This window comes from Fibrobacter sp. UWCM (assembly GCF_900129735.1).
In the GTDB taxonomy this organism is placed as follows: Bacteria; Fibrobacterota; Fibrobacteria; order Fibrobacterales; family Fibrobacteraceae; genus Fibrobacter.
Genome location: NZ_FQWR01000031.1, coordinates 1 through 22,936 on the forward strand (window position 1 = coordinate 1; position 22,936 = coordinate 22,936).

The window sequence follows — 22,936 nt, forward strand, 5'->3', positions numbered from 1 at the left end:
TATACCACTTAACAAGAAAAAAGGATATATTTTAACTTAACCGGTAATGAATATGGTTGTTCATGAACCCACTATTAAAAAACCTACAAATCCAATTGTAAAATACCTGTAGGGGAATTGCCGCATCAAAAGGGTTTTGTGGTTTTGAATACACTTCATTTGAAGGACTTGTTTGCCATTCCTGCTACAGAAAAAGCTTTCATTGCTAATGATGCTCGCCCTGATAGAGAACCAAATCGTTTGATGGCCCATTTGATTCCTGCGTGCTATTTGGATAAAATTACTAGTCAAACTATGAAAAAAGCATTTGAGGATTTGCGCGAGACTTCGATAAGGAATATAAAACAAATAAGAATGCAAAATCAGACATATAAGAATGGCATGGCTCATGCTTTCTGGACGCAACAATTAGCGAATGTGACTTTGTGCTTGGAAGAGATTGGTTAATTGACAGGCGGAAAAGATGACAATGCTTTACAAACCTTTTAAAACTGCACAAGATTTTGAAAGTCTTATCCATTTGAGTGAGACTCCAGAAGGGGTTCATTGGGATTATAAGCAGGCTTTTAATCCTAAAGATTCTGCTGATGCTGCTATTGACTTGGCTGCTTTTGCTAATACATACGGCGGAACATTGCTGATTGGTGTTGCTGAAAAGAAAATAAACGGTTTGAAAGTCGCGTCAGGCTTTGCTCCTAATGTTGATGCAGAGGAAATAAAGAAACTGGTTCATACGCGCATTAATGAAATCATTTCTCCGAAGATAGATGTCCAAGTGGTGCCGATTGTGGTTTCTGGCAATCTTATTGTTGCTGTGAACGTTGAACCTTCGATAAACCTCGTTGGCGTTTGCCTGGATAGGGATAGACGACAATACAGTTTCCCGTATCGAACGGAATTTGGCAATCAGTTTATGACATTTGAAGAGGTTGAAAAGAGAATGGTCGATAATAAAACTAGGGCAATGTATCTTAAATTGAAGAAATATATTCCTTCTGGCGGGAAAGTGAATGTATACCCTGCTCCAATAGCGAATAATAAGATAGAATGGCGATTTGAATGGATCCATAATTCAGAAAATGAAATTCGCCTTGATCAGAATGGATATAGATCTATCGATATTCCGATATCGTTTATTGAAGAGGTGTGGAATGGTCGTGGAGGAATATGCCTAAAGTTGAACGAGCGGCTGTATTGTGGAAGTCCAAATTTTATTGATTTTGAAGACTCTGAAGATGTTGCAATATTCAAGCAAACTCTAAAAATCTATGCAGAAATGCACAGAAATCTTCGAAGCGATCGTTAGTAAGACTATGCTTGGCGGATAAAAACGGCATATTAAATGGCACATTAGGTTAAAAGGAACGAGATTTATGAGCTTTACAAATCAATCAGATTTGATGCTTGAAGATAATGCAAGCAAGTACCCCGCAATCGAAGTGCTGGCGAAGCTGGGCTATACCTACATTTCGCCCGAAGAGGCGGCCCAGGAGCGTGGCACGCAATACAATGTATTGCTCAAGGATATTCTCCGCAAGCAGCTCCAGAAAATCAACCAGTTTGAATACAATGACATTACTTACAAGTTTTCTGCCGAGAACATCGAAAGGGCTATTGCAGAACTTGATGTCCCGTTAACCGAGGGGCTGGTAAAAACGAGCGAACGCATTTACGATGCGCTGATGCTTGGCAAGAGTTATCAGGAAAAATTGGTGGATGGGACAACAAAAAGTTTCAACCTGAACTATATCGATTGGGAAAATTTCGAAAACAACGTTTTCCATGTGACGGAGGAATTCTCTTGCGACAGTTGGGACAAACAGAAAAACGCCCGCCCCGATATTGTTGTGTTTGTGAATGGAATTCCCTTTGCCGTTATCGAGTGCAAGGCTCCCGATATTTCTGAAGAAAAGGGTGTCGAGCAGAATATCCGCAACCAAAAAGCGGAGTATATTCCGCAGCTGTTCAAGTACGTGCAGATGGTTGTCGCAACAAACAAGAATGCGGTCAAGTATGCGACTGTGGGTACCGGGAAAAAATTCTGGAATATATGGCGCGAGCAGGACACGGAATGGCAAACGAACCTTGTCGATCAGATTGTGGCGGGGCGTGTCCCGACGGAACAAGACAAGACGTTGATTTCGCTGTTCGAAAAAGAACGCTTGCGCAAGTTCGCGAAGTATTTTGTCGTTTACGATGCCAATGTGAAAAAGATTTGCCGATACCAGCAGTTCTTTGCGGTAGAGGCGATTATGAAAACCATTGCCGAAAATGACCCGGCAGGCAACCGTCAGAGTGGCGTCATCTGGCATACGCAAGGTTCGGGCAAGTCGCTCACCATGGTAATGGTCTCCAAGTATATTCTTGAAGAACTGAGTTCGGTAAGCCCCAAAGTGATTGTCGTGACCGACCGTAAGGAACTTGACAAGCAGATTGCAAAGACGTTTACGCACACGCGCCTGACGCCGGCCCGTGCTACAAGCGGCAAAAACCTTTGCGACCTAATTAACGAAGGCAAGGCCGACGTCATTACATCAATTATCAACAAGTTCAATACGGTAGATAATCAGGGCGTCAAGAACAATTCCAGGGATATTTTTGTCCTTGTTGATGAAAGCCACCGTTCGAACTACGGCTCGCTCGCGACCAAGATGCGAACGGTATTCCCGAACGCCTGCTATATCGGCTTTACCGGCACGCCGCTTCTGAAAAACGAAAAAAACACCTTGCATAAGTTCGGCAAGCTGATTCACAAATACACGATTAAGGATGGTGTCGAAGACAAGGCAATTGTCCCGCTGATATACGAAGGTCGCTTTGTGGACCAGAAAGTTGATGAAGAAAATATCGATTTGTGGTTCAAAATGGTGACGAAGAAGCTGAACAAGTCGCAGATTGCAGAACTGAAAGCGAAGTGGAGCAGCATCCAGAAACTTACATCTAGCGATTCGCGTATTCGGCGTGTGGCAATAGATATTTACCAGCATTTTATGGACGGTTTCAAGGAATCGGGATTCAAGGCGATGCTGGCATGTAATTTTAAACGTGATGCCGTGCGCTACAAGCAAATTTTCGATACCCTGTGCGACATCAGAACGGAGGTGGTGATTTCGGCCCCGGATATGCGCGAAGGTCATGACGATGTTGACGAAAGTTCCGATGACCTTGTCGTAAGCTTCTGGAACAAGATGATGAAGCAATATGATGATGCCGATGACTACGAGGATACGCTGAAAAGCCAGTTCTACGATGGCGAAATTGACATCTTGATTGTCTGCAGCAAGTTGCTTACGGGTTATGACGCTCCGAGAACGCAGGTCCTTTACATAGACAAGGAACTTAAGGATCATGGGCTGCTACAGGCGATTGCCCGCACAAACCGCCTTTACGAAGGCAAGGATTTTGGCCTGATTGTAGATTATCGAGGCCTAATTAGCAAGTTGGACGCCGCCATGGAAGTGTATAGTGGTGCCGGACTTGAAAATTACGATTCGGCAGACATCAAGGGTGTCGTTGTCGATGTCATGGCTTGCGTGGCACGCCTCCGCGAGACGTATTCGCAACTCTGGGATATTTTTGCGCCAGTCAAGAACAGGAAGGATACGGAAGAGATTGAAATCTTTTTGGCAGATACAGAAGTCCGTGCCAAGTTCTACGATGCTCTCTGCGTTTTTGGCCGTGCATTCTCCATGGTGATGAATTCTGAAAAGGCTTTTGCTGCCTTTGAACGTTCTGAAATACGGATGTTCCATGACGCATTTGTATTTTTCACGAAGATTCGCCAAAGTGTAAAGCTTCGCTATGCCGATGCATTGGACAATTCGGAATACGAACCCCAGATGCGGAATTTGCTAGACACCTACATGTCTGTGAAAGATGTGCAGCAGATTTATGAACCGATTGACATTATGAACATCGGAGATTTTAACAAGGTCATCGAGAAGTTGCCGTCGGATAGGTCTAAGGCCGATGCCATCGTGTCGCACCTTACAAAGCGCATAAAGTTGAAGTACGACGAAGACCCCGCATTCTACGAGAGTTTTTCTAGGAGGATTAATGCCGTCTTGGAAGAGTTCAAGAACAGGATTCTCTCGGAAAAGGAATACCTCAAGCAAATGTTTGAAGTGCTGGGAGATTTCCGAAGAGGCGACACCAAACAGAAATTCCCGGAAAAGATTGCAGGTGATTTGGATGCGCAAGCATTTTATGGCGTTACCATGCCTGTACTTTCTGAAAAATACAATATGGATTCTGAAACCATCACGACTATTTCGCAGAAGATAACGCAGATAGTGCGGACACATGATACCGTTGACTGGAAGACGAATATCGATATCCACAACCGTATTAGGCAAGATATCGACGACTTGTTCTATGAGCTCGAAAACGACAAGGGATTTGCCGTAGATTTTGACGATATCGACAAAATCACAGAAAGCGTGCTGAATGTCGCCATGAGGAGATTTTGATGCTCCGTACCGTTGAGGCAGATGGCAACGCGATAAGTTATACGCTTGAGCGAAAGCCTGTCAAGAATATTAATCTGCGTATCCGTGCCGACCAATGTGTTTATGTGTCGGCACCCAAAGATGTGGCAGCGAAGATGGTTGACGCATTCGTTATGGAAAAATCGGCGTACATATTGCGCGCGCTCAAAAAGTTCAAGGACAAGAACCGCGATACCGTTTCAGAACACAGTTTTGTCAATGGGGAAACTGTCAAATTCTTAGGCCGCAACTTGCGACTCAAGGTAAAGAATGCATCGCGCAGTAAAGTAGAATCAGACGAAAGTTACGTAATTTTATATGTTAAAGACGTGCAAGACGCCGATTTAAAAAAACGTGTGCTCGAAACATGGCTCCGCAAAAAATGCAAAGACGAAATAACGGCAATTTGCAAGAAAGTTTACCCACAAGTAAAAAAATATGGCATCGCATTCCCAGAAATCCAGCTCCGCGAAATGGTTTCTCGCTGGGGTTCCTGTTCTCCGAAAAAAGGATTCGTGACATTCAATACTGCACTAATCGCCATGCCAGTGTCGTGCATTGAATATGTCGTTACGCACGAATTTACGCATTTCCTTTACCCGAACCATTCCAAAAAGTTCTACCAGCAACTAGCGACGTTCATGCCCGACTGGGAAGAACGGAAAAAACGATTGGAAGGGTGAGAAAATTTTTCGATAAATTGTATTTTTGAATATATATTAAACATATGATAACAGGACAGACGTTATGAATCAAATAAAAGAAATGACGAATAGATGTGATTCATTCCAATTTTATAACTTTGTACGTTTGTTTTTGGAACGTCATCTTCCTGTGGGAATGACGGCTGAAGAACTAGAAGAATATTTTAAGGCGGATAATGACAACTTCAAAAGTGTTGGAGATATTTTCGCTAGATTTATCGAATCTGCACAGAACTACCAAGGCGCCCCTAATTCAATAAATTTAAAAGAAAGAAAAGATGAAATAAGAATAATTCTGTTCAACTATAATGCGTCAAGAGTTGTAAAGGATTATGACGTAGATTCTTTATATCAAGTGTTTAGAAGTAGATTTAAACTAGGACCTTACAATAAAAAGAGTTATTGGTACAGATGGAGTCGTTCCATTATAGATTCAGCTAAATTTCTGATAAAATTTAAGGATGCTAATGAATTTAGGGAATTCGTGATGTCTTTTAATTCTAATGTGAATACAAGAATGGCTTTGTCCCTATTAATATCAGAACGTATAAGTGGTTTCGGTTTTGCGTTAGCATGTGATGCATTGAAAGAACTCGGTTTTTATGAGTATTGTAAGCCTGATACTCACTTAGTGGACATTTTTTCAAAAGCCGGTATTTGTGATTGTAACAAACTTGATGTCTTTGAAACTGTATCAAAAATTTCAGAAAGATGTTGTGAAGCTGGCGAATCTGTTACACCATATAAAATTGATAAAATTTTGTGGTTGATTTCTTCGGGTAGATATTATCGCCATGATGGTATTGATGATGTTAAATCGTTGAAAAATGAATTTATTAAAGAGCTTAAAGCTCAAAAGAATAAATGGGAATTTTAAAAAGGAGGTTCAACTAATGGATATAGAAGTACTAAAGAAGGCGTGCCAGTCTTTCCTGAACGACCATTTTGGGGATAAAGCGACTAGTGTCATAGTAGAATCGGACAATGAGGATGTTTATTGCACGCTTCATAAATGGAATTATGACGATGATCAAATAGGGGAAATTTCTCTTTGGTGTAGTGACGGATGGATTACTGAAGACAAATCTATAAAAGAAGACGATATTGTTTTTTGGCTTTGTCTCGAAAGATATTCCTCCGTAAGAAAGGGGGATATGGAAAATTACCTAAGTAAAGAATATAGGCCTTATTATGATAAAAAGTTTGATGAAGATGGTGGAAAACTTATTAGAGAAAAAAGCCTATTTATTCAAACATATTTTACATTGGGAAAAGCAAAAAATACAATTTATATTTCGTATTGTTTTAAAAAGAACAAGCTTAATTACGAGGATGAACTTAGTGATTTCTTCCAGCAAATAATTAATGGAAATCTTGTTTCAGAAAAAGAAACTAATGAATTGAAGGCAAGTATTTTAGGGAAATTCATAAAAACAACTTTGAATTTAAAAGCTGTAAATTTGATTCGTAAATGGTGGGAAAATCATAAAGACGATGCAGAAATACAGCAGATAATAAACAGTAACGATTTTATATATCAGGAACAAAAAAATAAACTGTCAGAGTGGCTTAATGCAGATATAGATTCTGAAAAGATTGAGCCGCTTTCAAGGATTCCTAATCCAACAAAACATCAAGATAGTGAATTGGAAGCGGAAATTGTTTCTTTAAGCGAATCTGAAAAAAAATTGCTAATTCAAACTATTGAGACGATTAAAGAAAAGTCTCCTATCAAATTAGACCTCTATTCGAATAAGGTTCCTTTAGCTCGTGCACTATCGAGATATAAATTGGGAAAAGAGGTTGGCGATTCTGCCCAAAGAGTGTTTGATTTTTGTTTAGACCCAACCCATTTAATTCCGCTAAATGATAAAAAGCGAGAAATGGCTTGTTCTATATTAAAAATTGAAAAGACAGATGGCGCACTGCTTCGTTTTTTTGATGAATTCTCTTTGGAAAATGCTGTGTGTGTCAATCCACAAAATCAAACGAGATTGTATGGTGTGATTCTTTGGCATTCTTTGAATTTAAAGGAACTTATCGAATCTGCAAATGTCAAACGAAGATTTTGGATTGCGGGAACGTCGTTTGGTGGAGGAAACCAGATTGATGCATTGGTTGAAAATCATTATTGGGAAGGTGGCGAATGTGATACATTAAGCAACATTCGAAAAGTGAGAAAAGACGATATTTTGATTGCTAATACAAGTTCAACAAAGGGGCCCGGACATAAAACGCCTTTTATAAAAGTTTTTGCAATTGGTGTTGTGAAATCTGATATGGTCAATACAAAAGAACGGCCTGATTGGTATCGTTGTGATGTTGATTGGGTAAGAATTTCACCAGAAGTTGATTTTGATGGAAATGAATATGGAAAATACCGAAAAACAATGCAAGAGTGTAGCGATAAATTGCTGGAATTAAAAAATTTCGCACTAGAAAAATTGAATATGGATTTGATTCCGGTAGTACAAGAAAAATCTGAATATGCAAAATTATTGTTAGCAAATTACAACATTATTCTTCATGGTGCGCCGGGAACGGGAAAAACATATCTAGCGAAACAAATTGCTAAAGAAATAGGTGCTGAATATGAAATGATTCAGTTCCATCAATCCTTTGATTACACTGATTTTGTAGAAGGCATTCGTCCGGCAAAGGGAGAGAATGGCAAGGCCGATGGCTTTGAACATAAAGATGGTGTTTTTAAAGTTTTTTGTAAAAAAGCAATAGAAACAGCAAAAATAGGTGTAACCGATAATTTTGAAGAAAGTTTCCAAAAGATTGTTGCAAAACTGGAAACAGACAATGTGATTCAGATTCCTCTGATTAGTGGGAAAGGGAACTTCTACATCGCCCTAAATTCTGATGGTGATGGCTTTGTGACAATGCTTAAAGATGAAGACTCTGGTAAATTCACTAGGGATACAACGCGTTTCTTTAATTATGAACAATGTTATAATGTATATCGAGGCTTGCCAGGGACTCCAAAGAAAGGCTTTGATAATTATCGAAAAGCTATAGTCAAATATATGAAGGATACTTTGGGACTCAAGGAGTATCAAGAGGGGGAAAATACCGAAACATCGCAAAGTAAAAAATTTGTTTTTATCATCGATGAAATCAATCGTGGCGAAATGTCCAAGATTTTTGGCGAACTATTCTTCTCTATAGATCCTGGGTATCGTGGAGAAATTGGCCGTATAAAAACGCAGTATCAAAATCTTGTGCCGAGTGGAGATGTTTTTGCAAATGGATTTTATGTTCCCGAAAACGTTTACATCATCGGTACAATGAACGATATTGACCGCAGTGTTGAATGTATGGATTTTGCAATGCGCCGCCGCTTTGCGTTCATAGAGATTTCAGCCTCAAAACGCGCAGATATGCTAAAAGATCCTGAAAATGGCATTGGAGAATATGCTGATGAAGCTGAAAAGCGAATGAATGCGCTGAATGAAGTGATCGGCTCTGAAACTGTTGGCCTTTCTCATGCATATGATATTGGCCCTGCATATTTCTTGAAATTGAAAGATTACAAGGGTGACATTCAGATGCTTTGGGATTACCATATAAAGGGACTTGTCACAGAGTATTTGCGCGGTATGGATGAAAATGGAGAAAAAATTAAAGCATTGGAGAATGCTTTTTTGCATCCAGAAACTAGTGCTCCCAAGAAAGAAGAATCTGAATCCAAATAATAATGTTAATCTCTTTAGAAGATAACAAAAAATCCCAAGGACGGAAGTTTAGTGGCTCTCTCGAAAAATTTCGAGAGGCCCTAGATGTCATTGATGGGAAAAATCTAAAGTTCCTGTCCAGTAAGGAAACTGGATTTATTATTTATCCGCCTCTTTCAAAAGAGATTGATTTAGATGATAAAGATGTCGTTTTTGATGTAGATTATTCTGACAAAGAAAACCCAAAATTTTCAACGGGCAATATCATGGGCTTTATGAGCCTTATGAATGATGTCCGCATCAATATAACATCTCGATTTGATTCAGGTGACAAGAATTATTTTCTGCATTACATGTTGCAGAAAATCTGCAATGTGGCATATACGCCTAGAACGCATTCTGGCGAAGATTCTTTCTTTGACTTCCTGTATTACTTGTTCCCTGCATATTTGAGTGTGGCGATGAAACAGGGTGTTTATCGTGCGTATGTGACACGAGAATACAATGATGCGAATGTTCGTGGGCCAATTGATGTCGCTCGTCATATTCGCTGCAACATGCCATTCAATGGGAAAATTGCCTATCATACTCGTGAATATACTACGAACAATTTCGTAACACAGCTGGTTCGCCATACAATTGAGTATATTCGGTCTCTTTCATTTGGAGATTCGGTTCTAAATGGCAGTTTAATTCCTGGAACATCCGATAATGTAAGATTAATTGAGCACGCAACATCTAGTTATAATAGGAACGCTCGACAACAAATTATTTCGAAAAATCTTCGCCCGATAACACATCCTTATTATACAGCTTATGAACCGCTTCGCAAGCTATGCCTAGCCATCTTAATGCATAAAAAATTGAGTTATGGAGAGAATGCTACCAATCAGATAAACGGTATTTTGTTTGATGGGGCTAGTTTGTGGGAAGAATACTTGAATCGTGTGTTGAAGAAAGGATTGAAAGTTGATTTGAAACATCCCAACAATCGAACACACGAAGGCGCTCAATATTTGTTCAAGAACGATGGTGATCAAAATCGGCGCTGGATATTTCCTGATTTTATGGTCGGCTGTGACAAAGCGAAAGGACAGGTTGATTCTGCAAAAGCAATTATTGATGCCAAGTATAAACCCCTAGATGGAGGGATTGGCCGTGATGATTCCTTCCAGATGCTTGCATATTTGTTCCGTTTTAAGTCAAAACAGGGATTCCTAATTCATCCAGTGAAGAACGGTGAGGGAATTCAAGAACCCAAGACTTTAACCCTTTATAATGATGATTCAGTAAAATTAACGATTGTGCCGTTCGTTGTTCCTGATGCAAATGGAAATTTTAAAGATTTTCGTGAGAATATGGAAAAAGCAGAAGAAAAAATAAATGATGACTTATCCAAAGCGATGGATTAATTATTTTGATAAGGGTGGGGTAACATGAAAAACATTATTCTTATAGATTATGAGAATCTTCAAGTACAGAATCTAGATGATGTTTTTGAGATAGATTCTGAAATATGTGTTTTCATTGGAGCCTTGCAGAAAAAAGTTTCTGCATTGCTTGTTCAGAGCGCTCAAAAATTTGGGAATCGACTAAGATGGATTCCTATAAGTTTAACTGGTGATAATGCTCTTGATTTCCATATTGCATATTATCTGGGGCAAATGTCACTAGTTGTCCCAAAGCCTTTTTTCCATATAGTTTCAAAAGACACGGGCTTTGACGCTTTGATAAACTACATGAAGGGCTTAGGTTTCTTCATTGATCGTGTAGAATCCATGGTTGATATACCATTGGTCAAGAAAATGAAGGAAATAAAGAAAGATCCAGTGGGGTTCATCAAAGCAAAAATTTTGACTGTGTCAAAACCGGCGAAATTGAAAACGTTACAATCGGCAATAAAGAAATGGCTAGAAGTTAGTGACGATGGGGTTGCTAACGAGATTATTGATTCTTTGAAAAAGAAAAACTTCCTTGATATTGATGAAAAGGGTAAGGTAACTTATCTTTGATTTTTGAGTATAAAAGGAGAAAAAAAATGGGCGAGTTTGAACGTTTGCTAAATGAAGGTGACGAAGCATACAAAAAGAATGACTTCACCAAAGCGGTTCTTTGTTATGAAGATGCTTTCAAACTCGTAACGAGTGATAATAAAAATAGATTTAAGTCAATCCTTCCCATGATGGGGCTATGTTATAGAAGAATTGGGAACTCAGCGAGCGTTATAGACTTGGCTGTAGAGGCAAAGAAAAAACTTGGAAGAGAATTTATTACTTCTGTTTTTCTAACAAATATTGCTGCGGCTTATGCGGATTTGAGAGAGTTCTCAAAAGCTCGAAGATGCGTTAATGTTGCGATTCGACTTGATAATGGAAAAATTTCAGGCCCATTACAAGCTGTTATAGACAGATTGGAAAGATAAATCTTTTTACTTCTTTCTTAGTTTCCCGCCGGCGAAGACAACCAGGAGGGCGCCAGCGGCTACTCCACCGACTTTCTTGAGGTCGCTCCAGAATTGCCGCCGGTTAGCCTTGCACTGTTCGCAAAGCTTTTCGGTGTCTTCGGGCTTGTCGCAGCCGCATTTCTTGCAGGTGTTCCAGAGTTTTTGAGTCATTGGCCTTTCCTCTTCTGCCGGATTTTTTGCTTGTGCTTCGCCTTGAGTCTTGCCCTGTCCTTATTGAGGGTGGCGAGGGTTTGGGCGGCGCTTTCAATTTCCTGGGTGTTCATTCGTGTCGGCAGGTTCCTGTAGAACTTCTTGAAATCCCTGTCGCGGATTGTGTCTTCGGGGATTCTGTCGCCGAGTTTCGCGTTGTTCCCGAATATCACGAGGTCGATGAACTTGTCCTTGAGTGCCGGGAACTTTTCATGTAGGGCCATGATATGCCCGTAATTCTGGTGGTGCGGATTCTTCATCGAGTATTTCTTTTTTCCCCAGCCTGCGATTACTGTCCATTGCTTGTCGTAGGCGCTGCCGACAATCAGCCCGATGTATGTCTTCTTTTCTACGACGAGGATGCCTTTCTCGGTCACGGCGATAATGTCGATTTGCTGTACGCCATGGCTCCCTTCCACATAGACATCCCTGAAGACGGTACCCTTGCTGATGGCGCGGATTCTGTTTGCTGTGTGCTTCTCGCCGATGTGCCCGACAATCTGGTTCTGGAAGAACCACATGCAAAAGACGATTGCACCGAGAATGACTATAAACGTTATCATGTAATAGAATATATACTTTTTGCGTTAGGAATAGTTCGCTCTGTAAAATTTTCTTGCCCCTCTTGCCAGTTTTTCAAATATTAGGTACATTAATGCCCGACGTGTTTTTCCGTCTAATGGAAAAATGCGTCTTTTTTTTATTTCGGACTTTCGGAATAAAGGGGACGCCTCTAACATCAATCGGCCGCCAAAGCGGTCAAATGGAGGCTGCATCAACTTATGGCAAAATTAGAGGACCTTATAAAGAACTTGGTGGCCCTTCCGCATGAATATGAGTGGTTGGACTTTAAGGAAAGCTGGTTTTCAAAGGACGAGATTGGCGAGTACATTTCGGCGATTTCGAACGGGGCTGCATTGACGTCGATCATGAACCTTTCAAGCATTATTTAGCACGGAATTTAAAGCCGAGCGTCGCTTTTGAGGTCGAAGAGGCTCAGATTGATGGCAAACGTCTTGTTTTGTTGTCTGTCCCTGCGGCGAGATCTGTTCCGACGAAGTTCCTATCGCAAGCTTTTATCCGAATCGGTTCTAGCAAAGAGAAACTTTCGAAGTTCCCTGAATGGGAGATTCGCCTTTTGAACACGTTGTCGAACGGCATTCCAACGATTGTCAGTATGGCTGCTCCCGATTATGCGCAGGAACTGACTTTTGAAAAATTGTTCATGTATTATGGCGCGAAAGGGGTTGCTTTGCGAAAGGAAACATTCAAGAAGTCGCTCAAGCTTTTAACTGCCGACGGACGCTACAATATCATGGCGTTGCTGCTTTCGGATGTAAACGATATACCGATTCGAGTGTCTGTTTTTAGTGGCAAAAGCAAGGCTGACACGCTTTTCTCGGTTAAGGAATATGGGAACACTTGCATTTTGTATGCGATGGATAAGATCCTAGAATACGGCGATGCCATCAACATCATCCAGGCAGATGAACGCGGTCGTATTTCTGAACGGAAGGATATACCCCTCTTTGATTACGAGGCATTCCATGAAGCGGTTTTGAACGCGTTTATTCACAACAAGTGGTTGGGAATGAATGCTCCAATGATTAGTGTCTTTACGGATCGCATTGAGATTCTTTCACATGGCGGTCTTGGTCTTGAGCAGGATTTGGAGGGCTTCTACAAGGGTGTGAGTATTCCTGTCAATGAAATTCTCGCCTCGATGTTCTTGCAGTTGCGGCTGAGTGAACGGTCGGGGCGCGGCGTTCCGAAGATTGTTGGGGCGTATGGCCGCGAATCCATAAAAATTGAAAAGAATTTCATCGTGGTGACGATTCCGTTCAATAGGATTAACGTGACCCCGTTTGAACTGAATGAAGGGCAGCCGACAATAAACCCGACTGTAAAGGCTACAACAAACGCTACAACAAACGCTACAATAAACGCTACAATAAACGCTACAATAAAACTGACCGATAGTCAAAAGAAAATTCTTGAAAAAATCTTGAGTAATCCGATAATTACTCAAATTGAAATTGCCGAACAGCTAAATCTTCACCGTGTCTCTGTCACCAGAAGTATAACGAAACTACAGAAATTGGGTGTTCTGAAGAGAGTCGGCAGTAATAAAACCGGATATTGGGAAATAATTGAAAACGTACTCTAAAATTGAGTAACAGTTCAAGCTCTTGACGCGGCATAGCCGTGGATTTAGTTTTAGAATAGGACTTAAAAAAAAGAGCAACATCATAATGTTTTGGACGCATCCAAAAACTGTAAACTTAATCATAAAAACGAGGAAAAAATGAACTATACATTTACAGAACAAGAAGTTGAAATGATGTATTACTGGGGACAATATGCTGATGGTGAAAGCGGCTTCACTGAAGAAGAACAAAAATTGTACGATAAAATAGAGCGAATTTTTACGCCGTTGCAAAAAGAAAAAGATGAATCTCGCAAGATTGTAGAATTCTTTGAAGAGATATGCAGTACATATAAGGGGGTGTCATATTCTTTGCGTTTCCCCGGAGGAAATTGCATAAGATTCATTGACGTAGATAAAGACCTTTGCTTCGACACGAAAAAGTCAAAGTACACGGATGTGGTGTTGGAGGTTTCGAAGGTAATAAATAAATTGAAGTTGAAGAAACGGGAGGGCTAGAATTACAACATGTATTGTAATGTGTATTGATAAACGTATATATATTTTCTACAATAGGGAGCAAGTATGACGACGAAGAGGAATCCTCCTCCAGTGTCGAAGAATCTACCAAGATTTCTTCGAGCTCCCGCCAAGATAATTCGAGCAGCTCGGCTAAGTCCAGTAGTTCCGCTGAATCAAGTCGCATGCAGTGCCCCGATATTCCCGCAGGTGCCCTTGCTGAACAACCCCGTGGGCTACGCGAAGTAGTTGAAGCTCTTTGTAAAATTTCATTAGGCCCCTTGCCAGTTTTGGGGATATTAGGTACATTAATGCCCGACGTGTTTTTCCGTCTAATGGAAAAATGCGTCTTTGCGTTTATAACGCAACGCATTTGGCCTCGGCAATGGAAATAAACAAGTTTATTTCCGCTGCTCTCGGCTTAGTGCGTTTTTTTATTTCGGATTTTCGGAATAAAGGGGACGCCTCTAACATCAATCGACCGCCAAAGCGGTCAAATGGAGGCAAAATGGCAAAGAAGTCCATCAATATCTTGGACAAGGATTACACCCGCTGGGTAAAGGAACTCTCTACCCGTTACCGCAAGAGCCAAATTAAGGCTGCGGTGAAGGTTAATAGCGAAATGTTGCGCTACTACTGGGAACTGGGGCGCGATATTGTAACCAAGCAGGCCGAAAGCAAATGGGGCAGCGGCTTCATGAAGAATCTGAGCCGAGACTTAAAGGCTCAGATTCCCAGTGCCACTTGTTTTTCTCCCACGAACATTCTGTACATGAAGAACTTTTATCTTATGTATCGCCCCTATTTGGAAAATGCACCCAAGATCGGGGAACAAAAGGAAGATTTTCCAATTACTCAACAAGTTGTTGAGCAAATTGCCCATGACATCTTTTCAATTCCGTGGGGACATCACGTTGTCTTAATGGACAAGTTCAAGGAAAATCCTCAAAAGGCCCTGTTTTTTGCCCGCCAGACGGTAGAAAATGGCTGGAGCCGCTCTACGCTCTTGAATGCGCTCTCTACCGACCTTTACGAGCGTCAGGGAAAGGCGCTGACGAATTTTGGACGGACTCTCCCTGCAGCGACAAGCGACCTGGCTCAGGAACTGACGAAAGATCCTTACAATTTCGCGTTTACGGGTATTACGGGCCGCTACAACGAAAAATTGTTGAAAGATAGTCTGCTGAACAATATTACCCGTTTTTTGGTAGAACTGGGCACGGGATTTGCCTATGTCGGCAGAGAATATGGCATTATGGTGGGCGAAAGGGAGAAGTTCATGGATTTGCTTTTTTACAACCTGAATCTCTCTTGCTATGTCGTTGTCGAGGTGAAAATCGGGCGGTTCGAGTTTGCCGATATCGGGCAACTGGGCGGATACATGGTGGCATGCAACCATATCCTTAAAAAGGAAGGGCGCGACAACCCGACAATCGGTCTGCTGATTTGCAAGGAAAAGGACAAGGTGCAGGCACAGTACGCACTGGAATCAAGGACGCAACCTATCAGTATATCTGAATACGAACTGGAGAAGTTCTACCCCGAAAAGGTAGAGGGAACAATGCCTACCATCGAGGAACTTGAACAGAGACTTTCTTCTTTGTGAAAGAATGTATTAAAATGAAGAGGTTAACAATAGGGTTAACAATAGGGTTAATGTAAAGGTTAATGAAAATTTTTTCAATTACTCAGCAAGTTGCTGAAAAATTGGTTATCAGAAAATCCTATAACAACCGTCCGTCGCGAAAAGTTGTATCTTTTCGGTGTAGAAGGTAACGCTATGAAAAGACATTTCGCTTTTTTGCTTTGCATTATGGCCGTGGCGGCGTTCGCGGCCGAGGACATCAAGATTGTCAAGGTGAACGACGCCAACTTCGAGAGTGAGGTTCTGCAGTCCAAGAAGCCGGTCATCCTGGATATCACTTCTACGAGTTGCCCGCCGTGCCTCATCATGATCCCGACGCTCATCGGCATCGCGAAGAATTACCCAGACATCAAGATTGCGACGGTGGGCATCGACGAACCGGGCATCGACAAGATCAAGGCTACGCTCCCGATTCGCGCGTTCCCGACGTTCTTCATGGTGCGCGACGGCAAGATTGTAAACCAGCTGGTGGGCGCGGTGAAGGAAGAGGAACTGCTCTCTGCCCTGCAATACACGCCGAGTCCGCTGGCAAAACCCGCCGCCAAGCAGAAGAAGGTCAAGAACGCGAAACGCAACATGGTGTGCAAGACTCCGGGCCAGTTCAACGGGCTCAAGAACTTGGTGACCATCTCCTTCGTGTTCGGCGATTACGAAATTGAGAATGTGGATATCGTGACGGACGTGTTTGTGCCGCCGGCGATGGAAAGCCGGCGCGTGCAGATGATGGAACACGTGCGTGCCAGCGGGAAGGGCGAGGTGGAACCCACTATGACGGGTTTCCGCATCCATATCGACAACAACTGCCGATTCATGAAGGCCATGGACATGAAGCGCACGTCTACTTACGGCGAGATGCGCGCGGGCCTCGAACTGCAGGGATTTAGTTGCCAGTAGTCGTTTCCGTTTTGTGAAACAAGCCCATTTTTTGTTATCTTATCCATAGGAAACTTGTTGCCCCCAACAGGGCAAGGGAGTGAGGATGAGAATTTCTTGGCTAGGGCTGGCTGCATGCTTGGCTTTTTGGGCGTGCGGTTCAGATGAGTCGGACGACTTCGGCGGAACGAGCGAACCTGCCGATGCGGAAATTTCAGGGAACGAGGACCCGGACACAGGCGACAAGCAGGAGCCTGGTGAAAAGCAGGAACCGGGCGACAATCAAGAGCCGGGCGCAAAGTCGGAACCCGAAGCGAAACGGGACACGACCGACAAGGAATACTATATCAAGTCGAACCTGGAGGCGACCGGGGATTTCTCGATAGACACGGTATATGACAGGTACACGGGTTCCTATACCTACAGGATACGTACGGGCAACATCGTATGGTACTCGCAGAGGGTAACCGAAAAGGCGACCGGGGACAGTAGCGTTTGCTACAACAGGCAGAACGGCAACTGTAGAGATTACGGGCGCCTGTTTCTGGCGACAGACAGCAAGACCGAGCGGGCATGCCCCGACAGTACGCGCCTGCCCACGATAAGGGAATGGAACGTCCTGGAAAGTTACCGCGCAAAGTACGCCGTAATCGATACGCTGATGGACCTCAAGTACGGTGGCTCCTGCGCAATGGATAGCGTACTCAGGTGCTCTGGTAAGGATACGACCGGCTACTACCTGGCATCGGACGGAAAGGTCTACATGAGGAAGAAGGGTAGGGAAAAGGCCTCGTTCATCAAGGCGAAGGATTCCAGTTTCTACAATATCCGCTGCGTGGGCTATCCTGACTTTGTAGAGTCGAAAAGGGAACTGCCCGCCTGTGATACTACCCGGCGGAATCCGGAGACGCGGGTTTACGTGTTCAGCGAAAAGGAAAACTACCGCTGCTATCCGGAAAAGGGGTGGCTCCCGGACTTTAGCGAAAGCTGCCCCAGCAAGGGTAAGTCCATTGTCTATAACGACACGATGATGATTTGCCTGGACGGTATCTGGCAGGTGGCGGACCTGGAGTATTCGCCCGACAAGTGCACCGACAAGACCAAGGATTCGCTGATGTGGTTCAACGGCGTAAATTACTACTGCACGGGAGAATCTTGGCGCAACCTCACGCCGCTGGAGGATTCCATCGGGGTCTGCAACAATCGGAGGGCCGGAGTCAACGACACGGTGATTGCGGGAATCAATATAGAGCTGTACCACTGCGACAGCAACGAATGGAGAAAGGCGGAACTCAGTGACTATGTAGGGAGTTGCGACGACAGTTCCTCGGTGCACATGAACGACACGATTGACTTCAAGAACACGCGGTATATTTGCCGCGGGAATGGTTGGTCGCGTTACACCGAACTGGAAGAACGCTTTGGCGCATGCACCCCCGAAAAATTGTTCATGTTCGAAAACGGTACCTACAATAGCGCAAAAATGCAGTACATCTGTGACTCTACGGGCTGGGTCATATACTCGCTAGAGGTCGTAGTTGGCGAATGTGATTCTACTATGACCGGGACAATCGTCAAGTCTGGCGACTATTATAGTATATGCCGATCTTCAGGGTGGATGTACGTAGGTACATTGGAAAATACCTATGACAGCGTGATGGTCTGTATCGGGAAAAACAACAGGCACGTAATGGACGGTCAAGACGACCCCGAAAAACCGTATACGAAGACTCAGATCTGTTATTACGATACGGTTAATTCGAATTATACGCTTTCGTATAAAGAATTCCCAAAATGCTATAAGGAAGACGAGGGCAAGGTCTATTCCTATTCCGAACCTGGGGCAAGGGAGTACTACTGTGGAGGAGCCGGTTACTGGCACAATTACTTCGATGACCTGCCCCTGTGTACGACAAAGAACATGGGGGAACTCGCCACATCGAAGGACTATGGCCGGGTCACCTGCACCGAAAAGGGCTGGCGCAATATATCGGCCCTTGAAGCAAAATATGGCGTGTGTAACACTAATAACGATGAAACCGTCAAGGAATTCGATGGCGAAAAGTTCATCTGCCTCCAGGAGGACTGGCGCAGGTTCAAGGATCCTAGCACATATCGCCTACAATTGAACGTCGGGGAGGGCAGGTAATGAATACTATCAAGAAGACACTCCTTGCCTCCTGTGGCATTGCAATGGCAATGGCGCTCTATGCCTGCGGTGACGACGATTCTGAATTTTTGAGCAACCGCGACGACATAGAATCCGAAAGCAGCAGTAGCGCTGGGAAGGGGACCGACGCGAAGGGCTCCAGCAGCAGCGTCGAAACCATTGTCGACGTGCAGGACGGCCCCATCAGCGAAACGGATTCCATCGACCTGAGTGAATACGGCCAGGGCAGCGCCGTTGTGGACAAGGATGGCGGCAAGGTCTACACCCTGATGACTTCGGGAGTTGACGTGTGGACTCTCGAAAATCTCGACAGCAAGGCGATGCACCCGACAAGCACCTGCTATGACTATGCGGATTCCCTGTGCAAAGGTTACGGAAGGCTGTACCTCGAGGTTGACGATGCGGCCGCGCTCTGCCCCGATGGTTACGAGGTGCCCCGTGCTGCGGACTACAGGCTGCTGCTTGAATCCAAGGACGACTACAAGCCTGTATATGCCGGCAGCTGCGTGAAGGGCAGGGACGACATGCTTGCCTGTACGGGTATCAACGACACGGCATTCTACATGACGCGCGACGACAGTATCGTCGTAGTCCCCAAAGAGGGCCAGTGGGTAGTGAAGAAGGACGACGGGCGCTTTGGTAGCGTGCGTTGCATGAAGCAGAAATCGATTACCGAGAAGAAGGGCGATTTGCCTGCATGCTCGAAAATCAATGACGGCCGTATTGTCTATGTCATTGAAAGTGATTCCGCCTTTGACTGCATTGCGGGCGAGTGGGAATTTACCAGAAACTATACCGTATGCGAAGATGGCGAGAAGTACCTTTATAAGGGCCGGTCGGATTCCCTGTACACCTGCTCCAAGGGAAAGTGGGTATTGGCCGGGCTGGAAGATATCGGCAGGCCCTGCCTGAGTGGCAATAGGCACGAGGACGTGACCATGAGCGGAACGCGGTATGCCTGTTCCGATTCCGGTTGGGTGGCCCTGCAATACCCCGCCTCGGTACTGGGCGAATGTTATTCTGGGGTATTCGGGACTATTGCCAAGGCCGATTCCAATACGACGTTTGTCTGCAGGAATACGGCGGAATGGCAACGTGCTACGGTCCTTGATGTGTACGGGTTTTGTTTGAAATCCATGAGCGGCACCATAGTCAAGTTAGATACCATCCAGTATTACTGTAATACTAAAAGTGTTTATACCGCCTCGGGCATATTCTTTGCGTGGGACTCGGACGAAGATGGCTACAATAAGGCGCTCGGTTTCTGCACAGAAGACCGCTATGGAGAAACTGTTATTTACAATGACAACTATGTCAGATGCGAGTCGACTTTGAATGCGTGGCGTGACTGCAGTAACATAACTATGTTGCCCCGGTGCGATTCTACCCGGTGGGATACGACGGCATTTGTGGGCCATAAGGAATACCTGTGTAATCACCTTGCCCAAAGCTGGCAAGAAATTGAGCACCGGCTCTTTGAAGAACGTGCGGATTCCGTATCGTGCACGATTGAGGAATACGGCAAGATATACACGGACCGCGATCAGAAATATATATGCAAATTAGATGCTAAAAAACTATACACCTTCAAAAAGGCGTCTGAGGCTGAATTGAGGTTTGGGGTTTGCGAATATGACACGGCATACGTGATAGATGAGGATTCTGTCACCTATGTCTGTAACGGCGGAACATGGACCAAACGTCAACTGAATAGATATGAAAGAATGTTGGGTATTTGCCCGGCCGATACGACTTATAAAGTTTACCTAGATACTGCGATATACACTTGCTTCGTGTCGACCTGGTCGGAATATGTGCTGAATGAAAATGAAAGGAGATTTGGTTATTGTCCCATTGATTCCGTGTTTACACGGGTGACGGAAGATTCTGTCTTTACTTGCTACCATGATACATGGAAAAAAAGAAAGCTGTACCCCGTGGAACTGGAATATAAGGTTTGTACTCCCAGTGAAGATTTCACGTACTTTACAGACAATTTGACATATGAATGTAGTATTGGGAATATCAGTGTAGGTGAATCATACAATTCGCATTATTCACGCCTTTTTGGGGAATGTGATAGAAAGGCTCACGGGAAAGACACGGTCTACCTTGGAAAGAGATTCATTTGCGACACTCTGGCCAGAAAAAGTAGTTGGATTTTGTTTACTCAGGCAGATTCGCTGGCAGGGACTTATTGTAGTAAAGAAATTGAGGGTATGGAAGTTACATTAAGGAATGGCGTCCATAAGCGGTGCGAGGATTCAGGATACCCGTATTACTCATGGAAGACGCAAAGTCAGGTCAACTACATGCCCCCTTGTAACGAGGAGAATGAAGGACTTGTTGAGCCTAATGGCTTGACAAACAGCGTTTGCCATAATTCTAAGTGGGTCCCTGCCGACACGTTCCATGTGACGGATAAGCGAGATGGTAGAGTCTATGCCGCCATAACGATTCTTGGAAAGACGTGGATGGCAGAGAACCTGGCCTACTTGCCTACGGTCGGTTATGCCTATACTGCAAACAGCCCGTACCCTGTCGAGACGATTGGCGATAACGACACGGTGTATTATTCCTGGTCTACGGCAATGGGGCTCGATAAAGAGTACGATAGGCAATATACGGATAGCCTTTTCGATAGTGGAACTATTCGTGGAATCTGTATGGAGGGGTGGCATTTGCCTTCTTATACGGAGATGTATAATTTTGACCTAGATGTCCGGACATACTATGCGAATTATAGCGACTTCTACGAGGATGATGATGTTATTGGGCTTAACCTCTGTATGCAAAGGACGCTCACTGTAGGGAGAGATTCGTCACTTGCCTACGACACGGTGAGTGCCGTTTCTGACAGGACCAAACTCGCGACATTCTGGCAGTCGACTCCAGTCTCGTATAGTAAGCCAAACGCCTATCCTGTTGTGTTTGAAAAGAAATATTCCCTCAAGTTTAAAGACTATGTGGTAAAAAGAACTTTGAACGCAGTTCGTTGCATTAAGGACGACTAAGGAGTAGGCTATGGAAACTACATCGGGTACATACCGCCGTATTTTTGTGCTGGGCTCTGGCTTCAGCAAGTCTTTCTGCCCGCAGATGCCTACGCTCCGCGACCTGAACGAGCGTATTCCCTTCGGGATTCCGGATGAGTTCCCGCACCTGCGCGAATACTGCACGCGCTTTTTGGAACTGTGCAATAGCCAGCCGGATTATCTGGACATTGAGCGGCTTTCGACTTCGATTCTTTCGGCGCAGATTTTCCCGGGGGTGCGAGAAAGTCTGTACCATTCCAGCCTGCGGTTCGAACTGCTGCGCTTTATTGCAAACGAGATCCGGCACGACAAGGGCGTGGACGCGGACTGCGCGGCGGTGCTCCGCAAGTTCCTTTCGGGTTGCGAGAACTGCCCGGGCGAGGGCGTGCGCGATACGCTACTGCTATCGTTCAACTACGATACGCTTGTCGAAGACGTGATTGCGGCCGACCCGGAGATGAGTTCGCGCGTGGCGGTGGATTACGGCGTGCGTATTGACCCTGCGGACCGGAGTGCGGTTCGTGCCCCGCGGACGCTCACGGTCGACCTCATCAAGCTGCATGGTTCGCTCAACTGGTACCCGGTGAAGGGAGCCTCCGACCCGCTTGACCTCAAGAACGTGTGCCAGGTGGAACCCTGCGACCGGAGTTTCCCCATCTACCGCGAAGACACGCCCATCTACATCCCGATGGCGCACGCGAAGGAATCCTTCTTGCGCGGGAGCCTTTTCAACCTGCTCTGGAGCAAGGCGGATTATTACCTCAAGAATGCGCAGGAGATATACTTCCTGGGTTACGGTTTCCCGAAGACGGACATGAACAACCTGGAATTCTTGCTCCGGCACCGTGAACGCTTCAAGAAGGTTGTGGTCTTTGAACCCGAAAAATCTCCCGTGCTCGGGCGGTTGCAACGCCTGCTGGGTGATATGGTGGTGAGCCGCGACGCGAAGGAATTTTTGGAGTGCTGGGTATAAAAAGATAAGGGAAGGCGGTCGCCTTCCCTTATCCCTGTTGGTGTGGAATGA

At 44.3% G+C, this 22,936-nt stretch carries 19 protein-coding genes; 17 read left to right on the forward strand and 2 right to left on the reverse strand.

The window, feature by feature from the left end; all coding sequences use genetic code 11:
* Positions 1–144: 144 nt before the first annotated feature.
* The 9 genes from BUB22_RS14725 (at position 145) to BUB22_RS14765 (ending at position 11,293) form a co-directional block, all read left to right on the forward strand.
* A complete protein-coding gene (locus BUB22_RS14725) occupies positions 145–447 on the forward strand; it encodes a hypothetical protein (RefSeq protein WP_139259033.1) in 303 nt (100 codons plus the stop codon).
* A 16-nt stretch (positions 448–463) separates the two neighbouring features.
* Positions 464–1,306, forward strand: coding sequence for an AlbA family DNA-binding domain-containing protein (locus BUB22_RS14730; RefSeq protein WP_083535574.1), 843 nt, complete (start codon positions 464–466; stop codon positions 1,304–1,306).
* Positions 1,307–1,373: 67 nt separating this feature from the next.
* On the forward strand, positions 1,374–4,469 hold the full coding sequence (locus BUB22_RS14735) for a type I restriction endonuclease subunit R (RefSeq protein ID WP_083535575.1): 3,096 nt from the start codon (positions 1,374–1,376) through the stop codon (positions 4,467–4,469).
* On the forward strand, positions 4,469–5,170 hold the full coding sequence (locus tag BUB22_RS14740) for a M48 family metallopeptidase (RefSeq protein ID WP_073116322.1): 702 nt from the start codon (positions 4,469–4,471) through the stop codon (positions 5,168–5,170). The genes BUB22_RS14735 and BUB22_RS14740 overlap by 1 nt, the downstream gene beginning before the upstream one ends.
* A 64-nt stretch (positions 5,171–5,234) precedes the next feature.
* Positions 5,235–6,068: a hypothetical protein gene (locus tag BUB22_RS14745; RefSeq protein ID WP_073116323.1), complete on the forward strand. Its 834-nt coding sequence runs from the start codon at positions 5,235–5,237 to the stop codon at positions 6,066–6,068.
* 16 nt (positions 6,069–6,084) lie between these two features.
* Positions 6,085–8,892 (forward strand): McrB family protein, encoded by a 2,808-nt coding sequence (locus BUB22_RS14750; protein ID WP_073116324.1) that lies wholly within the window; start codon positions 6,085–6,087, stop codon positions 8,890–8,892.
* Between the two features lie 2 nt (positions 8,893–8,894).
* Entirely contained in the window at positions 8,895–10,283 is a 1,389-nt protein-coding gene (locus tag BUB22_RS14755) for a 5-methylcytosine restriction system specificity protein McrC (protein ID WP_073116325.1), read from the forward strand.
* Between the two features lie 24 nt (positions 10,284–10,307).
* On the forward strand, positions 10,308–10,883 hold the full coding sequence (locus tag BUB22_RS14760) for a PIN domain-containing protein (protein WP_073116326.1): 576 nt from the start codon (positions 10,308–10,310) through the stop codon (positions 10,881–10,883).
* Positions 10,884–10,909: 26 nt separating this feature from the next.
* Positions 10,910–11,293 (forward strand): hypothetical protein, encoded by a 384-nt coding sequence (locus BUB22_RS14765; protein ID WP_139259034.1) that lies wholly within the window; start codon positions 10,910–10,912, stop codon positions 11,291–11,293.
* A gap of 6 nt (positions 11,294–11,299) precedes the next feature.
* Here the strand turns inward: BUB22_RS14765 and BUB22_RS14770 are convergent, their stop codons facing one another.
* A complete protein-coding gene (locus BUB22_RS14770) occupies positions 11,300–11,485 on the reverse strand; it encodes a hypothetical protein (protein WP_073116328.1) in 186 nt (61 codons plus the stop codon).
* Complete coding sequence (locus BUB22_RS14775; RefSeq protein ID WP_073116329.1) at positions 11,482–12,087, reverse strand: nuclease-related domain-containing protein; 606 nt, start codon at positions 12,085–12,087, stop codon at positions 11,482–11,484. Before BUB22_RS14775 ends, BUB22_RS14770 begins: the two co-directional genes overlap by 4 nt.
* Positions 12,088–12,306: 219 nt before the next feature.
* Between BUB22_RS14775 and BUB22_RS17150 the strand changes: the two genes are divergently transcribed.
* The 8 genes from BUB22_RS17150 (at position 12,307) to BUB22_RS14810 (ending at position 22,885) form a co-directional block, all read left to right on the forward strand.
* A complete protein-coding gene (locus tag BUB22_RS17150; RefSeq protein ID WP_254794764.1) occupies positions 12,307–12,477 on the forward strand; it encodes an ATP-binding protein in 171 nt (56 codons plus the stop codon).
* Between the two features lie 224 nt (positions 12,478–12,701).
* Positions 12,702–13,691, forward strand: a complete 990-nt coding sequence (locus BUB22_RS14780) for an ATP-binding protein (protein ID WP_254794765.1) — start codon at positions 12,702–12,704, stop codon at positions 13,689–13,691.
* A gap of 138 nt (positions 13,692–13,829) precedes the next feature.
* Positions 13,830–14,189 (forward strand): hypothetical protein, encoded by a 360-nt coding sequence (locus tag BUB22_RS14785; RefSeq protein WP_072813438.1) that lies wholly within the window; start codon positions 13,830–13,832, stop codon positions 14,187–14,189.
* 508 nt (positions 14,190–14,697) lie between these two features.
* Entirely contained in the window at positions 14,698–15,795 is a 1,098-nt protein-coding gene (locus BUB22_RS14790) for a PDDEXK nuclease domain-containing protein (RefSeq protein WP_073116331.1), read from the forward strand.
* 174 nt (positions 15,796–15,969) lie between these two features.
* The gene (locus BUB22_RS14795) at positions 15,970–16,728 is read left to right on the forward strand and encodes a thioredoxin family protein (RefSeq protein ID WP_083535577.1); all 759 of its coding nucleotides are present in this window, start codon (positions 15,970–15,972) and stop codon (positions 16,726–16,728) included.
* 85 nt (positions 16,729–16,813) lie between these two features.
* On the forward strand, positions 16,814–18,856 hold the full coding sequence (locus BUB22_RS14800) for a fibrobacter succinogenes major paralogous domain-containing protein (protein WP_139259035.1): 2,043 nt from the start codon (positions 16,814–16,816) through the stop codon (positions 18,854–18,856).
* Positions 18,856–21,891, forward strand: a complete 3,036-nt coding sequence (locus BUB22_RS14805; protein ID WP_073116337.1) for an FISUMP domain-containing protein — start codon at positions 18,856–18,858, stop codon at positions 21,889–21,891. The genes BUB22_RS14800 and BUB22_RS14805 overlap by 1 nt, the downstream gene beginning before the upstream one ends.
* A gap of 10 nt (positions 21,892–21,901) precedes the next feature.
* Entirely contained in the window at positions 21,902–22,885 is a 984-nt protein-coding gene (locus BUB22_RS14810) for a hypothetical protein (protein ID WP_073116339.1), read from the forward strand.
* The last annotated feature ends 51 nt before the right edge of the window (positions 22,886–22,936 follow it).

Excerpts from the sequence above, each read along its gene's own strand:
- BUB22_RS14730 (WP_083535574.1), top strand. The coding sequence starts at position 464 with ATGACAATGCTTTACAAACCTTTTAAAACTGCACAAGATTTTGAAAGT.
- BUB22_RS14735 (WP_083535575.1), top strand. The coding sequence starts at position 1,374 with ATGAGCTTTACAAATCAATCAGATTTGATGCTTGAAGATAATGCAAGC.
- BUB22_RS14740 (WP_073116322.1), top strand. The coding sequence starts at position 4,469 with ATGCTCCGTACCGTTGAGGCAGATGGCAACGCGATAAGTTATACGCTT.
- BUB22_RS14745 (WP_073116323.1), top strand. The coding sequence starts at position 5,235 with ATGAATCAAATAAAAGAAATGACGAATAGATGTGATTCATTCCAATTT.
- BUB22_RS14750 (WP_073116324.1), top strand. The coding sequence starts at position 6,085 with ATGGATATAGAAGTACTAAAGAAGGCGTGCCAGTCTTTCCTGAACGAC.
- BUB22_RS14755 (WP_073116325.1), top strand. The coding sequence starts at position 8,895 with ATGTTAATCTCTTTAGAAGATAACAAAAAATCCCAAGGACGGAAGTTT.
- BUB22_RS14760 (WP_073116326.1), top strand. The coding sequence starts at position 10,308 with ATGAAAAACATTATTCTTATAGATTATGAGAATCTTCAAGTACAGAAT.
- BUB22_RS14765 (WP_139259034.1), top strand. The coding sequence starts at position 10,910 with ATGGGCGAGTTTGAACGTTTGCTAAATGAAGGTGACGAAGCATACAAA.
- BUB22_RS14770 (WP_073116328.1), bottom strand. The coding sequence starts at position 11,485 with ATGACTCAAAAACTCTGGAACACCTGCAAGAAATGCGGCTGCGACAAG.
- BUB22_RS14775 (WP_073116329.1), bottom strand. The coding sequence starts at position 12,087 with ATGATAACGTTTATAGTCATTCTCGGTGCAATCGTCTTTTGCATGTGG.
- BUB22_RS17150 (WP_254794764.1), top strand. The coding sequence starts at position 12,307 with ATGGCAAAATTAGAGGACCTTATAAAGAACTTGGTGGCCCTTCCGCAT.
- BUB22_RS14780 (WP_254794765.1), top strand. The coding sequence starts at position 12,702 with ATGGCTGCTCCCGATTATGCGCAGGAACTGACTTTTGAAAAATTGTTC.
- BUB22_RS14785 (WP_072813438.1), top strand. The coding sequence starts at position 13,830 with ATGAACTATACATTTACAGAACAAGAAGTTGAAATGATGTATTACTGG.
- BUB22_RS14790 (WP_073116331.1), top strand. The coding sequence starts at position 14,698 with ATGGCAAAGAAGTCCATCAATATCTTGGACAAGGATTACACCCGCTGG.
- BUB22_RS14795 (WP_083535577.1), top strand. The coding sequence starts at position 15,970 with ATGAAAAGACATTTCGCTTTTTTGCTTTGCATTATGGCCGTGGCGGCG.
- BUB22_RS14800 (WP_139259035.1), top strand. The coding sequence starts at position 16,814 with ATGAGAATTTCTTGGCTAGGGCTGGCTGCATGCTTGGCTTTTTGGGCG.
- BUB22_RS14805 (WP_073116337.1), top strand. The coding sequence starts at position 18,856 with ATGAATACTATCAAGAAGACACTCCTTGCCTCCTGTGGCATTGCAATG.
- BUB22_RS14810 (WP_073116339.1), top strand. The coding sequence starts at position 21,902 with ATGGAAACTACATCGGGTACATACCGCCGTATTTTTGTGCTGGGCTCT.